This is a genomic window from Nonomuraea typhae, assembly GCF_009760925.1.
Lineage (GTDB): Bacteria > Actinomycetota > Actinomycetes > Streptosporangiales > Streptosporangiaceae > Nonomuraea > Nonomuraea typhae.
In genome coordinates this window covers 574,061-587,042 of record NZ_VRLV01000006.1, presented here as the reverse complement: position 1 = coordinate 587,042, position 12,982 = coordinate 574,061, and the positions used below count along the sequence as shown (strand labels likewise).

The 12,982-nt window shown below is 69.1% G+C and carries 15 protein-coding genes and 1 pseudogene; 11 read left to right on the top strand and 5 right to left on the bottom strand.

The window, feature by feature from the left end; genetic code table 11:
• Positions 1-13: 13 nt before the first annotated feature.
• Together moeZ and FVE25_RS25580 are read right to left on the bottom strand one after the other, a co-directional pair.
• On the bottom strand, positions 14-1,195 hold the full coding sequence (gene moeZ / locus FVE25_RS25585) for an adenylyltransferase/sulfurtransferase MoeZ (RefSeq protein WP_157249566.1): 1,182 nt from the start codon (positions 1,193-1,195) through the stop codon (positions 14-16).
• Positions 1,196-1,238: 43 nt separating this feature from the next.
• Positions 1,239-2,171, bottom strand: a complete 933-nt coding sequence (locus tag FVE25_RS25580) for an alpha/beta fold hydrolase (protein ID WP_246267415.1) — start codon at positions 2,169-2,171, stop codon at positions 1,239-1,241.
• A gap of 205 nt (positions 2,172-2,376) precedes the next feature.
• Between FVE25_RS25580 and FVE25_RS25575 the strand changes: the two genes are divergently transcribed.
• The gene (locus FVE25_RS25575) at positions 2,377-2,724 is read left to right on the top strand and encodes a hypothetical protein (RefSeq protein ID WP_157249565.1); all 348 of its coding nucleotides are present in this window, start codon (positions 2,377-2,379) and stop codon (positions 2,722-2,724) included.
• Positions 2,725-2,931: 207 nt separating this feature from the next.
• Entirely contained in the window at positions 2,932-3,372 is a 441-nt protein-coding gene (locus tag FVE25_RS25570) for a hypothetical protein (RefSeq protein WP_157249564.1), read from the top strand.
• Between the two features lie 113 nt (positions 3,373-3,485).
• Here FVE25_RS25570 and ku read toward each other — a convergent pair whose 3' ends face one another.
• Entirely contained in the window at positions 3,486-4,379 is an 894-nt protein-coding gene (ku, locus tag FVE25_RS25565; RefSeq protein ID WP_157249563.1) for a non-homologous end joining protein Ku, read from the bottom strand.
• An 84-nt stretch (positions 4,380-4,463) separates the two neighbouring features.
• Between ku and ligD (FVE25_RS25560) the strand changes: the two genes are divergently transcribed.
• The 5 genes from ligD (FVE25_RS25560) to FVE25_RS25540 all read left to right on the top strand — a co-directional run bounded on the left by ligD (FVE25_RS25560) (position 4,464) and on the right by FVE25_RS25540 (position 7,472).
• Positions 4,464-5,345 carry a non-homologous end-joining DNA ligase gene (gene ligD / locus FVE25_RS25560; RefSeq protein WP_157249562.1) on the top strand — a complete coding sequence of 294 codons (882 nt, stop codon included), beginning with the start codon at positions 4,464-4,466 and terminating at the stop codon, positions 5,343-5,345.
• Positions 5,342-6,220 (top strand): non-homologous end-joining DNA ligase, encoded by an 879-nt coding sequence (gene ligD / locus FVE25_RS25555; RefSeq protein WP_157249561.1) that lies wholly within the window; start codon positions 5,342-5,344, stop codon positions 6,218-6,220. Before ligD (FVE25_RS25560) ends, ligD (FVE25_RS25555) begins: the two co-directional genes overlap by 4 nt.
• A gap of 35 nt (positions 6,221-6,255) precedes the next feature.
• Entirely contained in the window at positions 6,256-6,462 is a 207-nt protein-coding gene (locus FVE25_RS25550) for a hypothetical protein (RefSeq protein ID WP_246267413.1), read from the top strand.
• 73 nt (positions 6,463-6,535) lie between these two features.
• Positions 6,536-7,156, top strand: coding sequence for a TetR/AcrR family transcriptional regulator (locus FVE25_RS25545; RefSeq protein WP_181019709.1), 621 nt, complete (start codon positions 6,536-6,538; stop codon positions 7,154-7,156).
• 85 nt (positions 7,157-7,241) lie between these two features.
• On the top strand, positions 7,242-7,472 hold the full coding sequence (locus tag FVE25_RS25540; RefSeq protein WP_157249559.1) for a DUF3107 domain-containing protein: 231 nt from the start codon (positions 7,242-7,244) through the stop codon (positions 7,470-7,472).
• A 297-nt stretch (positions 7,473-7,769) separates the two neighbouring features.
• Here the strand turns inward: FVE25_RS25540 and FVE25_RS25535 are convergent, their stop codons facing one another.
• Positions 7,770-8,414 carry a ferritin-like fold-containing protein gene (locus FVE25_RS25535; RefSeq protein ID WP_157249558.1) on the bottom strand — a complete coding sequence of 215 codons (645 nt, stop codon included), beginning with the start codon at positions 8,412-8,414 and terminating at the stop codon, positions 7,770-7,772.
• 339 nt (positions 8,415-8,753) lie between these two features.
• On the opposite strand from FVE25_RS25535, the gene FVE25_RS25530 reads away from it, so the two are divergent.
• The 3 genes and pseudogenes from FVE25_RS25530 (at position 8,754) to FVE25_RS55380 (ending at position 11,434) form a co-directional block, all read left to right on the top strand.
• Positions 8,754-10,553, top strand: coding sequence for a DEAD/DEAH box helicase (locus tag FVE25_RS25530; protein ID WP_157249557.1), 1,800 nt, complete (start codon positions 8,754-8,756; stop codon positions 10,551-10,553).
• A gap of 118 nt (positions 10,554-10,671) precedes the next feature.
• Positions 10,672-11,082 (top strand): annotated as a pseudogene (locus FVE25_RS55385) (RNA polymerase sigma factor); the annotation flags it as partial.
• A gap of 100 nt (positions 11,083-11,182) precedes the next feature.
• A complete protein-coding gene (locus FVE25_RS55380; RefSeq protein ID WP_246267451.1) occupies positions 11,183-11,434 on the top strand; it encodes a hypothetical protein in 252 nt (83 codons plus the stop codon).
• Positions 11,435-11,437: 3 nt separating this feature from the next.
• Here the strand turns inward: FVE25_RS55380 and FVE25_RS25520 are convergent, their stop codons facing one another.
• Positions 11,438-12,001 carry a GNAT family N-acetyltransferase gene (locus tag FVE25_RS25520; RefSeq protein WP_157249556.1) on the bottom strand — a complete coding sequence of 188 codons (564 nt, stop codon included), beginning with the start codon at positions 11,999-12,001 and terminating at the stop codon, positions 11,438-11,440.
• An 82-nt stretch (positions 12,002-12,083) separates the two neighbouring features.
• Here FVE25_RS25520 and FVE25_RS25515 point away from each other — a divergent pair, with 82 nt between their 5' ends.
• Complete coding sequence (locus FVE25_RS25515) at positions 12,084-12,974, top strand: alpha/beta fold hydrolase (RefSeq protein ID WP_157249555.1); 891 nt, start codon at positions 12,084-12,086, stop codon at positions 12,972-12,974.
• Positions 12,975-12,982 lie beyond the last annotated feature (8 nt).

Below are 12,982 nucleotides of genomic sequence, written 5' to 3'. Positions count from 1 at the left end.
CCAGATGCCGAACTCAGTATGTCGGCAAGCTGGGGTCTACGGTCTTTACCCAGCTCAGGACCCCTCCACCCACGTGGACCGCGTCGGCGAACCCGGCGTTCTTGACGATCGCCAGGGCCTCGGCGCTGCGGGCGCCGGACTTGCAGTGGAGCACGATCCGCTTGTCCTGCGGCAGCTTCTCCAGGGCCGAGCCGTTGAGGAACTCGCCCTTGGGGATCAGCGTGGCGCCGGGGATGGAGACGATCTCGTACTCGCCCTGCTCGCGGACGTCGATGAGGAAGATGTCCTCGCCCTTGTCCTGCATCTCCTTCAGCTCCAGCGCGGTGATGGTGGAGCCGGACGCGGCCTGGGCGGCCTCGTCGGAGATGGTGCCGCAGAACGCCTCGTAGTCCTCGAGCAGCTCGGTGACCGTCGGGTTCTTGCCGCACAGGACGCACTCGGGGTCCTTGCGGACCTTGACGTCGCGGTACTTCATCTCCAGGGCGTCGTAGATCATCAGCCGGCCGACCAGCGGCTCGCCGATGCCGGTGAGCAGCTTGATGGCCTCGTTGACCTGGATGGAGCCGATGGAGGCGCACAGCACGCCGAGCACGCCGCCCTCGGCGCAGCTCGGCACCATGCCGGGCGGCGGGGGCTCCGGGTAGAGGCAGCGGTAGCAGGGCCCGTGCTCGGCCCAGAAGACGCTCGCCTGCCCGTCGAAGCGGTAGATCGACCCCCAGACGTACGGCTTGCCGAGCAGCACCGCGGCGTCGTTGACCATGTAACGCGTCGCGAAGTTGTCGGTTCCGTCGACGATCAGGTCGTACCCGGAGAAGATCTCCATCACGTTGTCCGTGGACAGCGCGACGTTGTGAATGACCACGTCGACCAGGGGATTGATCTCCCGGACCGTGGCGGCGGCGCTTTCGGCCTTCAGCCGGCCCACGTCGGACTGGCCGTGGATGATCTGGCGCTGCAGGTTGGACTCGTCGACGACGTCGAAGTCGATGATGCCCAACGTGCCGACGCCCGCCGCCGCGAGGTACATCAGCGCGGGCGAGCCCAGGCCGCCCGCGCCCACACACAGCACCTTGGCGTTCTTCAGCCGCTTCTGCCCAGCCATGCCCACGTCGGGGATGATCAGATGGCGCGAGTAGCGGCGCACTTCATCTACGGTCAGCTCGGCGGCCGGCTCGACCAGCGGTGGCAACGACACGTTCTACGCTCCCGATTTCGGGGTCCCTATCTCACCTAGAAACCTAGCTGGCGAGTGGGGCATTCCCCAATCGCGTCTCACCGATCAGACGACGGGCCTCGGCGGCCACGAGCGCGGGGTGCTCCATCTGCGCGACGTGCCCGGCGTGCGCCAGCAGGATCAGCCTGACCTGCCGGAAGGTACGGCCGGCCTTCGCGGCCATCGCGGGGCGGACGAGGCGGTCGTGCCTGCCGTACACGATGAGCGTCGGCGCGGTGATCCGGGCGGCCTGGCTCCAGAGGCTGCCGGCGCCGCGGCGGAAGTACTCGGCGACGATGCCGCGGGCGGAGGCGATCATGGCCCGGCCGGCGTACGGGAGGTCGTCGCGGCGGCGCAGTTCCTCGACTGCCTGGCTGAGGCGGTCGGGGTGGATCCTTCCGGCGTCCGCCCAGACCATGTTGAACGTCGCGTTGACCCGCTGCGCGGCGGGGACGAACCTGAGCCGGTCGGCCACCCACTCCCCCAGGCGCGGGGTGGCCGCCGCGGCGGCGATGCGGGCCGGGCCGTACCTCGGCAGGAGGTCGGGCAGCGCGGGCGAGATGAGCGTGAGCGAGCGGACGAGGTCGGGGCGGAGGGCGGCGACGCGCACGGCGACTGCGCCGCCGAGGGAGTTGCCGAACAGGTGGGCGGGGCCGACGTCCGCCAGCAGGCCGATGACGGCGCGGGCGTGGCCGTCCACGGTGTAGTCGCCGTCCGCCGGGGCCGGTGAGAACCCGGCGCCGGGCAGGTCGAGGGCGTAGCCGGTGGCGACGTCCTTGAGCTCGTCCATCAGGTCGGTCCAGTTGGTCGCCGATCCGGCCAGGCCGTGGACGTAGACGGCACGTTCTGGCGCCCCCTCGGGGGTGGATCGGACGAAGACCGGGCCGAGCATGCGTCCCGGCCAATGCGGAATCGGCTGCTGCGTCACGCCTTCTCCCTTCTCGTCGGCCCTTCTCACGGTAGCCCGTCCTTCCGGATGGGGCGCACAAACCAGGACATATAGGGCTAAACACTCTTATTAACTCATAAGTTAGGAATAAAAGACATAAAGTGCTGTTTCTCGGGACGAATGGCTGGAAATCTCGCCTGCAGGATGTCGTCACGGTTGCGTGTCATCTCAACGCGACCAGGCACGAGAGTGCAGACCGATAGGGGGAAGCACGATGTCCAGGTTCAAATCCACGCTCATGGCAGCGGCTCTCACAACCGCCCTCGCCGGCGGCACCATCGTGCTCGGCGCGGCCACGGCCGGCGCCGCCAGCGCGGCCACCAGCGTCACGGCCGCATCGCCCGTGCTCACCGGCCGCGGCAGCTGCTGGTACCGCGGCAAGAAGTGCACGTACAAGCTCGAGACCAACAGGCCCAGGTCCCGCTTCTTCGCCGGCCACTGGCGGGTGAACAAGAAGTACTGCCCCGGCGGCAAATGGAAGAAGTCCGGCTTCGGGCCGTGCAGCAAGGGGCCGAAGGCCGGGCCCAAGCACCGCTACCACAAGAACATGTGGCTGCAATAGCACCGAGCCGCCCCGCCTGATGTAGGCGACGGCTCAACGGGCGAGGCCGCGGAACTCCGAGGTTCCGCGGCCTCGCCATGCCCGTGTTTCCCCGTCCGTCTCCTGCCGACGAATACCGACATATCCGTGCGAGCCATGCCAGGCTCGACCTGCACAAATCGGGACAAAGCGTGAGAAGAACTATCAATAAATGCAATCTCAGGGTTTATGGGTGGCAAAACCATTCCGTCCACCGTTTATGATCATGAATGGTCGGAAATTCTGACAACCAGGATGGCTCTAGAAGTACGAACCATCCCAGGCATTAGCCAGGCAAAACCGGCCGAGTGCCTGAAAATGCAAGAGACCGTCAAGGGGAAGCACATCATGTCCACAGTCAAGAGGATGCTCACGGCCGCGGCTCTCAGCACCGCCCTTGCGGGCGGCGTCGTCGGCCTCGGAACGACCATGACCGCAACCGCGGCGAACGCCAGCGCCTCCAGCGTCGGCTTCTCCGAGTGGCGCGGTCCCTGCCTCTTCGCCGGCCCTGCCGGCGCCATTCGCAGGGGCCACTACATCAACAAGGCACACCTGAGCTTCAAGCACTGGCGCGGCTGGAAGGTCCACCGCGAGCGTGGCTGCGTCCGGACGCGTCACTTCGTCTGGTAGTAAAAAGCTCCAGCCGTAGAAAGAAGGGGGCCCCAGCAAATGGGGCCCCCTCCCAACGTGTGTTCACACCCATGTTTCCATCCTGACGACGGAATGGAAGAAAAGGGCAGCGCTCAGGCGGACTTCCTGGATTTCCGCTTGCGCGCTGCTTTTTCGTCGTCTTTGGCTGCTTTTTCGTCGTCGTCTTTGGCCGCCGCGGTCTTCTTGCGCGGAGTGCCGCTCTCACCGGACCGCTCCCGCTTGGCCGCCTCGACGCTGGCCCGGAGCGCGGCCATGAGGTCCACGGCCGGCCCGGCCTCCTCCTCGCCGGCAGGAGGCGCGATGACCTCCTTGCCCGCCACCTTCGCCTCGATCACCTGCTGCAACGCTTCGCGGTAGGCGTCGTGGTACTCGGTCGGGTCGAAGTCCGCCTCCATCGTGGTGATGAGCGACTCGGCCATCTTCAGCTCCTGCGGCCTGACCTCGACGTCCTCCTCCAGGAAACCGAAGTCGGGCGTGCGGATCTCGTCCGGCCAGAGCATCGTCTCCAGGACGAACACCCCGTCGCGCACCCGCAGCGTGGCCAGCGACTCCCGCTGACGCAGCGCCACCTTCACCACCGCCACCTGCCCGGAACTCTCCAGCGCGGTGCGCAGCAGCACGTACGGCTTGGCGCCCTGCCCATCGGGTTCCAGGTAGTAGGACTTGGCGAAGTAGATCGGGTCGATCTGGTCGGCCGGCGCGAACTGCAGCACGTCGATCCGGCGGGAGGTGGTCAGCGGCAGATCCTCGAAGTCCTCGTCGGTGAGCACGACGATCTCGCCGGTGGCCAGCTCGTAGCCCTTGGCGATGTCGGCGTACGCCACTTCCTCACCGTCGATCGTGCACACGCGCTTGTAGCGGATCCTGCCGCCGTCCTCGCGGTGCACCTGGTGGAAGGTGACGTCCTTCTGCTCGGTCGCCGAGAACAGCTTCACCGGGATCGTGACCAGCCCGAAGGAGATCGCACCTTTCCAGATGGCGCGCATCGACCCTCCTCACCGGCTACAAAAAGGCGTACCAATGGGCACATACCCGTCATGGCTCAACCAATGCCATACCCGGTCGAACCTATGCTCGCCGTGGCCGGAGATCTCCCTTCCGACCGCGAGCGGTACGGCCTCGAGGTCAAGTGGGATGGCATCCGCACGCTCATCCACGTCAACGGCGAGCACCGCCTCACCGGCCGGCACGGCGCCGAGTACACCCGCCGCTACCCCGAGATCACCGCCTTCGGCCTGCGCGACGCCATCATCGACGGCGAGGTCGTCGCGCTCGACCCCCGCGGGCGCCCCAGCTTCGTCCGCCTCCAGCGGCGCATGCACCTGACCGACCCCGAGCCCTTGATGCTCGCGCGCTACCCGGTCACCTACCTCCCCTTCGACCTGCTCTATCTCAACGGCACCACACTGTTCGACCTGCCCTACCGGGATCGCCGGGCGCTCCTGGACGAGCTGGACATCGGGGCGCCGCCGTACTTCCCCGGAGAATCCGACCTGCTCGGCGCGACGCACGAGCAGGGGCTGGAGGGGGTCGTCGCCAAGCGCCTCGACTCGCCCTACCGGCCGGGCGTGCGCTCGCCGTGGTGGGTCAAGGTGAAGAACCTGAGCACCCGCGAGGTGGTCATCGGCGGCTGGAAACCCGGCAAAGGCCGCCGGCAGGGCGGTATCGGATCACTGCTGATGGGCGTCTTCACCGGCCACGGCCTGACGTACGTGGGACACGTGGGCACCGGGTTCACCGAGGCCGCGCTGACCGGGCTCCTCGCGGCCCTGCGGCCGCTGGAGATCGCGCACAATCCGTTCCGCAATGCGGTCCCTTGGCGAAACCACTGGGTTAGACCCGATCTGGTAGGGGAGGTCGCTTACACGATGGTGACCGATGACCTGCGGCTTCGTCACCCGGTCTGGCGCGGACTGCGGCCGGACAAGATTCCCGCGGAGGTACTGCTGTGAGCTCCAAGACGCCCGTGCGCGTGGACGGGCGCGACCTCGTCCTGACCAACCTCGGCAAAGTGCTCTACCCCGAGGCCGGCTTCACCAAGGCCGAGGTCATCGACTACTACTCACGCATCGCCCCCGTCCTGCTCCCCCACCTCGCCGGCCGCCCTCTGACGGCCAAGCGCTACCCGAACGGCGTGGACGGCGCCTTCTTCTTCGAGAAGAACGCCCCGAGCCACGTTCCCGAGTGGCTCCGCCGCGCCACCCTGCCCGTGCCGGGCAGCACCATGGACCGTGACACCATCGACTTCGCCATCGTGGGCGACCTGCCGAGCCTCGTGTACTACGCCAACCTCGCCGCCCTCGAACTGCACGTCCCGCAATGGCGCGTGTCCCCCGACGGTACGGCGCGGCCGCCCGACACCCTGGTCTTCGACCTCGACCCGGGCGCCCCCGCCACGATCGTGGAGTGCTGCCGGGTGGCGCTGGCGCTGCGCGAGGTGCTGGCGGCCGACGGCCTGAACGCCCGGCCCAAGACCAGCGGCAGCAAGGGCATGCAGCTCTACGCCCCCTGGGACGGCAGGCAGGAGCCCTCGGCCTACGCCAAGGAGCTGGCCCAGCGCCTGGAGAAGGCCGACCCCGCCCTGGTGGTCAGCGTGATGGCGAAGAAGGCCAGGCCCGGCAAGGTCTTCATCGACTGGAGTCAGAACAACCCCGCCAAGACCACCATCGCGCCTTACTCCCTGCGCGCCAGGCCGTACCCGACCGTCTCCACCCCCCTGACGTGGGAAGAGGTGGAGGAGTGCGGACATCCCGGCGACCTCGTCTTCACCGCCGCCGACGTGCTGGCCCGCGTGGAGGAGCACGGCGACCTTTTCGCCCGGGCGTAGGCTGGATCCGTCCGCACCGGAAAAGGGGATCTGAGATGTCGGAGATGGACGTACGCGGGGACGACCTCCCCTTCGACGATGACGAGTTGTCGCCGGAGACGCCCGAGGCCGACGCGGCGGAGCAACATCGCCAGCTACGCGACCAGGAGGACCCGCGCCGGGAGTATCCCCTGGAGGTCGATCCGGCCGACGCGGCCGAGCAGGATCGCGTGGTGGACTACGACGATGACGACTATCGCTGAAGCCATCGAGCGCGGGATGGTTACCCGCACGTAGGATGTCCCAACCCGCTAGAGAAGACCTATGGAGACGCGCGTGACCGCTACCCCGGACGCCAAGCCCCGGGGCACCCGGCTGCCCCGACTCGCCCGCCGCAGGCAGCTGCTCACTGCCGCGCAGGAAGTGTTCGTCGAGAACGGCTACCACGCCGCCGCCATGGACGAGATCGCCGACCGGGCGGGGGTCAGCAAGCCCGTTCTCTACCAGCACTTCCCGGGCAAGCTCGAGCTGTACCTTGCGCTGCTCGACCTCCACGTGGACGACATGGTGGGCCGCTGCCGCGAGGCGCTGGCCTCCACGAACGAGAACAAACTGCGTGTGCAGGCGACCTTCAGCGCCTTCTTCGACTTCGTCTCCAGCCAGGGCGAGGCATTCCGGCTGGTCTTCGAGTCCGACCTGCGCAACGTGGCGCCCGTGCGCCAGCGGGTCGAACGCTCGCTGCGCGAGTGCGCGGAGATGGTCAGCGCCGTCATCCAGGAGGACACCGGCTGCTCCAGCGAGGAGGCGCACCTGCTGGGCGTGGGCCTGGTCGGCATGGCCGAGGTGAGCGCGCGCTACTGGGTGACCACCCACGGCTCCATCCCGAAGGACGCCGCCGAGCAGCTGATGGCCAGGCTGGCCTGGCGGGGCATCAGCGGTTTTCCGCGTACGGCGTAAACCCGTTCGCTGGGCGCGATCAGCGGCGTTTCCGGGCTGGGGAGCGGCGACGATGGGTGCAGGCCCGTCGAAAGGGAGCACCACGATGGAAGTCAAGATCGGCGTACGTTCGGTACACCGTGAGCTCGTTATCGAAACCGACCTCACCTCCGAGCAGGTGGAGTCCGAGATCAGGCAGGCACTGGCCGCCGAGCGCGGCGTCTTCGCCATCACCGACGCCAAGGGCCGCCGCGTGGTGGTTCCCGTAGCGGCGCTGGGCTTCGTCGAGATCGGTGAGGACGAGCAGCGTCCCGTCGGTTTCGGCGGCACCCTGTAGCCGAAGTTCCTTCACGAGGGCGGCGCCGCGTATGGGCCGCCCTCGTGCGCGGACAACGTTCCCGGACCGGAAGTTCAGCAGGTCAACGGGAGATCCGGCACCAGCGTCCCCGGCGTACGGTCACCGGCGCGTGCCGGCGATCCACCGCAGGGCAGGGCGAACTCTGCCGGCTCATGATAGGTCGGGCGATCCAGTGATTCTGCGCACATCTGGTGGAGCAGCTGCCGTAGCGGCGCGTGGCCCTCATGACCGCACGGTACAACCCTTTCGTGTCCCCGTGCCGCCCGAAGGCCAGGATCAGATGCCCAGCGCCGCCATCCGCTTGCCGTGCTGCTCGGTCAGCCGGGCGAACAGCCGCGAGATCTCGGCCTGGTCGTCGGCCACGGCCTCCACGAGCAGCTGAGCCAGCTCGGGACGGGCGGCCGCGACCCGCTGCCCCTGGCTGAGCGCCTCGCCGACCAGCCTCCTGGCCCACAGGGCGAGCCGGCCCGCGGCCGCGGGGTCGGCCGCCAGCGCGTCACGCACCCGCTCGATGGCGAACTCCGACCGCTCCTGGTCGGCGACCACCTCGTCGACCAGTGCGGCGATGGAGGCGTCCAGGTGCCGGGCGGCCTCGCGGTAGAAGTCGAGCGCGATCCCCGTGCCGACGTACGCCTTGACCAGCGCCTCCAGCCAGTCGCCCGGCCGGGTCTGGGTGTGCCAGCCGTCCAGGGCCTCGACGAAGGGGGCCATGGCCGCGTCGGGATCGGCGCCGAGCTCGGTGAGTTTCGCGCGCACGAGCCGGAAGTGTCCGAACTCGGCCACGGCCAGTTCGCCCAGCGCGGCCCGGTCGCTGAGGGTGGGCGCGAACTGGCCGGCGTCCTCCGTGAGCCGCATGAACGCGCTCAACTCCGCATAGGCCAGCACACCAAGCAGATCCACGACACCAGGGGACTCATTCATGGAAGGCAGCGTACTTCGGCGAATCTCGGGGAATCTTTAGGAACACAGGCAGCGTTGTGGTATCGAGTACACTGCTCTGTGAAAGTGCGACCGCACTGTGTGAATTCGGGGGGTTCTCTCCCGATGCTCCCCGCTCCCCGGGCCTGCGGTCGCTGATGACGCGAGAGGGCTGGCTCTACCGCGAGGACCCAGGTTACGACCCGCTGGTCCCGGCAGGCCCGCCTTCATTTGAGACTGAGGCAGGCCACGCTGACGACTTTCCGAGACCTCGGAGTCACACCAGAGATCGCGGATGCCCTCGAAACCGAGGGCATCACCGCACCGTTCCCGATTCAGGAGATGGCGCTCCCGCTCGCACTGAGCGGCCAGGACGTCATCGGCCAGGCCCGCACGGGCACTGGCAAGACCTACGCGTTCGGCATCGCGATGCTGCAGAGCATCGGCAAGCCGCGCAAGAACCGCAAGAAGCCGCGCGGCCTCGTCGTCGTGCCCACCCGCGAGCTGGCCATTCAGGTCAGCGAGGACCTCGTGACCGCCGCTGGAAAGCTCGGCTCCCGCGTCCTCACCGTGTACGGCGGGCGCGCCTACGAGCCGCAGATCGAGGCGCTGAAGGCCGGGGTCGACGTCATCGTCGGCACCCCGGGCCGGCTCCTCGACCTGGTCAAGCAGAAGCACCTGGACCTCGGCCAGATCACCTCGCTGGTGCTCGACGAGGCCGACCGCATGCTCGACCTGGGCTTCCTGCCCGACATCGAGCGGATCTTCAACCTGATCCCCGCCGAGCGGCAGACGATGCTCTTCTCGGCCACGATGCCGGGCGAGATCGTCGCGCTGTCGCGCAAGTACCTCAACCGGCCCACCCACGTCCGCGCCGAGCACGACGCCGGCGAGGGCGAGGCCACGCCGCAGGTGCGCCAGATCGTCTGGCGCGTGCACCGCATGGACAAGATCGAGATCGTGGGCCGCCTGTTGCAGGCCCGCGAGCGCGGTCTGACCATGGTGTTCTGCGAGACCAAGCGCGCCTGCGACATGGTCGCCGAGCAGCTCGACACCCGCGGCTTCGCCGTCGCGGCGGTCCACGGCGACCTCGGCCAGGGCCAGCGCGAGCAGGCGCTGCGCGCCTTCCGCAACGGCAAGATCGACGTGCTGGTCGCCACCGACGTGGCCGCCCGCGGCATCGACATCGACGACGTCACCCACGTGGTCAACTACGACTGTCCCACCGACGACAAGACCTACGTGCACCGCATCGGCCGTACCGGCCGCGCGGGTCGCACGGGCATCGCGGTCACGTTCGTGGAGTGGGAGGAGCTGACCCGCTGGAAGATGATCAACAACATGCTCGGCGGTGAGTTCGCCGAGCCTGTGGAGACCTACTCCACCTCGCCGCATGTCTTCTCCGAGCTGGACATTCCCGAGGGCACCAAGGGCGTGCTGCCGCATGCCAGCCGCTCCCGGGCCGGCCTGGCGGCCGAGCAGCTCGAGGATCTGGGCGAGACCGGCAAGTCCCGCGTCAGGGGCCGCCGCCGGGACGAGCGCGAGGAGCGCCCGCCCCGCGCGCCGCGCCAGCGCCGCCGCACCCGCGGTGGCCGGGTGGCCGAGGGCGTGGAGGGTGCCGAGACCGTCGAGCAGGCCGAGATCGCAGAGACCGTGGAGGGCGAGAGCATGGACAGGCGCCGCCGGCCGCGCAGGGCCGAGGAGACTCCGGCCATCATCTCCCACGACGAGCTCGCCGCCGCAGCCGGCGACGTGCTCGCCGACGTGGAGGAGGCCGGGCCCGCCCGCCGTACTCGGTTCGCCGATGTGCAGGAGGCCGAGCCGGTCGAGGAGGTGAAGCCCGCTCGCCGTACCCGTGCGCGCAGCGGGGCGGCCACCGAGGCGATCGACAGCGCGCTCACCGACGCCCGTCCGTTCGGCTACGACGAGCCCGAGCCGAGCTTCCTGGCGGCGCCGCCCGCGCCGGTGCGCCGGGAGCCGGAGCGGATCGTCCCGCCGAACCCGTTCACGGTGATCTTCCAGTCACCCGACCTGGCCACGGACGACGACGACATCGCCCCGTCCGCGGCCTCGGAGCGCCAGGCGCAGCGGCGTAACGGCCGCCCGCGCACTGGTGGTGGCAACCGCCGCCGCCAGGGCTGAGTTCCCGCCTGAGAAGGGCGCGTGTCCACCTGTGGGCATGCGCCCTTTTTTCATGCCCTGGTGTAAGAACGGCCCGCCGCCCGTCATTACCCCGTGAACGACGTCGAAGGGGCTCAGGGTGCTGGGTGAGAAGGAGTTCGCCGATCTCTACGACCGACTGCATCCCCACGTGTTCGCCTACGCGGTGAGCCGGTGCGGGCGGCGGCTGGCCGAGGAGGTGGTGAGCGAGACGTTCGCGGTGGCCTGGCGGCGCCGGGCCGACCTGCCGCGCCGGGCGGTCCTGCCGTGGCTGCTGGGGGTGGCGCGCAACGTCGTCCGTGAGCTCTACCGGGACGAGGTACGGCAGGCGGCGCTGGAGACGGCCCTGCGGACCTGGGCGGGCGAGGCCGAGGCCGACGTGGCCGAGGAGGTGGCGCGGCGGGCGGCGGTGTTGGCCGCGCTGGCGACCTTGAGCGATGAGGACAAGGAAGTGCTCACGCTCGTCTCCTGGCACGGGCTGTCGTCGGCGCGGGCGGCGAAGGTGGTGGGGTGTTCGGTTCCCGCGTTCTTCGTGCGCCTGCACCGGGCCAGGCGGCGTCTGGAATCCGCCATGCAGGGGAGCGTTCCGGCGCTCGTGCGTGCTGCAGAGGATGCCGGGTGTGCAGGGGTTCGCCAGGCCGCGGGATCTCAGCGGGCGGGTCGTCGTGGAGGTCCGGCGTGCGAACGCGCGCCTGCTCGTATGGGAGGACAGCGGGCAGCTCAACGCCCGGCAGACCCTCGACGCGTCCGGGCGGGTGATCCACAGCGTGGAGTTCGACGACCTCCGGTGGCGGGACGAGGCGCCGAAGCTGCCCGGGTCCTGCCCGAAGGTCCTCGACGAGAGCACGGACTGCGTGAGGTGAACCTCACAGGGTGCGGCGCATGACCGGCCGGGCCGGGCTCGGCCTGGCCACCTCGGTGAAGCCCGCGCCGGTGAACAACGACGGCCAGCCGTGGTAGAGCTCCCCCGCCTGGAGCTTGCGGGCGGCGTCCGCAGGGTAGCCCTCCAGGGCTCGGGCGCCGGCCGTACGGGCGTAGTCGACGGCGGCGGCCAGCAGGGCGGCGGGCAGGCCGTGGCCGCGGCCGGCGCGGGTGACGTAGAAGCAGGTGACGGACCAGACGCCGGGCTCGCTCAGGTCGAGCGGTTTCGTGACCGCGGAGCGGGCCAGGCGCGGGTAGTCCTCGCGGGGCGCCACGGCCACCCATCCGGCGGGGGTGTCGTCCAGGTAGCCCACGAGGCCGGGCGCGGGGTCGCCGGATTCGATCAGGTCGCGCAGCCGGTCACGGCGCTCCTCTTTCGGCCAGGACCGGAACTCGTTGTTTGTGGCCCGGAACCACATGCACCAGCATCCGCCCTGCGCCCCGTTGGGCCCGAAGACCTGTACGACGTCGTCCCATGAGGTCGCCGGGTGTATCTCAACCGTACTCATACCTCACAACTCCCCAGAACTCGCACCAGCGTACCCGGTTTGCTGGTGTCGTTGCCATGAGCTCTGGGTATTGTTGCCCCACGTGAGTACGCCGCGATTCCTGAACCTGCCACCTGGCGTCGTCCCCCAGCGCATCGAGACGTCGCTGGGCGTTTTCGCGGCCCTCGAGGCGCTGCCGGTGAGCGGCGTCGTGGAACGCTGGCCCGCGCTGCTGGTGCCGGGCCTGACCGGCAGCAAGGAAGACTTCATCGCGGTCATGCAGACGCTGGCCCAGTCGGGCCGCCGCGTGCTCGCGATCGACCTGCGCGGGCAGTACGAGACGCCGGGCCCCGACGACCCCGACGCCTACACCTGCGCGGCCCTGGGCGCCGACGTGGACACGATCGCGCACGACCTCGGCGGCGGCGAGCCGATCCACCTGGTCGGCCACTCCTTCGGCGGGCTGGTGGCGCGCGAGGCGGTGATCGACGGGCGCACGAAGTTCGCCTCGTTCACGCTGATGAGCTCCGGGCCGTCGGCGATCACCGGGCAGCGGGCGCACAACGGCCGCAAGATCATGAAGGAGCTGCCCGAGCACGGTCTCGAGCACCTCTGGCACACCAGGTTCGAAGCCGAGGCGCTGGCCAACGGCGTGCCCGACGAGATCGTGGCGTTCCTGCGCAAGCGGCTGCTGGCCAATTCACCCACGGGCCTGACCCGGATGGCCGAGGAGGTGCTGAGCATGCACGACCGCACCGAGGAGCTGCGGCAGGTCGAGATCCCGACGCTGGTGCTGTTCGGCGAGCACGACGACGGCTGGCCCACCGACATCCAGCGGCACATGGCGGCCAGGCTCGGCGCGGAGTGCATGGTGGTGCCGGGAGCGGTCCACTCTCCGGCCGTGGAGGCCCCGGAGACGACCGCGCAGGCGCTGGTGCGCTTCTGGAATGCCGCCGAAGCTCACTTCTTGGACATAAGGTCGAATGTAATGTAATTATCTAC

Coding starts and splice junctions, on each gene's coding strand:
- FVE25_RS25540 (WP_157249559.1), top strand. CDS start 7,242: ATGGAAGTCAAGATCGGCGTACGTTCGGTACACCGTGAGCTCGTTATC.
- ligD (WP_157249562.1), top strand. CDS start 4,464: ATGCTCGCCGTGGCCGGAGATCTCCCTTCCGACCGCGAGCGGTACGGC.
- FVE25_RS25575 (WP_157249565.1), top strand. CDS start 2,377: ATGTCCAGGTTCAAATCCACGCTCATGGCAGCGGCTCTCACAACCGCC.
- FVE25_RS25530 (WP_157249557.1), top strand. CDS start 8,754: ATGGCGCTCCCGCTCGCACTGAGCGGCCAGGACGTCATCGGCCAGGCC.
- FVE25_RS25550 (WP_246267413.1), top strand. CDS start 6,256: ATGTCGGAGATGGACGTACGCGGGGACGACCTCCCCTTCGACGATGAC.
- FVE25_RS25535 (WP_157249558.1), bottom strand. CDS start 8,414: ATGAATGAGTCCCCTGGTGTCGTGGATCTGCTTGGTGTGCTGGCCTAT.
- FVE25_RS25520 (WP_157249556.1), bottom strand. CDS start 12,001: ATGAGTACGGTTGAGATACACCCGGCGACCTCATGGGACGACGTCGTA.
- FVE25_RS55380 (WP_246267451.1), top strand. CDS start 11,183: ATGCCGGGTGTGCAGGGGTTCGCCAGGCCGCGGGATCTCAGCGGGCGG.
- FVE25_RS25570 (WP_157249564.1), top strand. CDS start 2,932: ATGGGTGGCAAAACCATTCCGTCCACCGTTTATGATCATGAATGGTCG.
- ku (WP_157249563.1), bottom strand. CDS start 4,379: ATGCGCGCCATCTGGAAAGGTGCGATCTCCTTCGGGCTGGTCACGATC.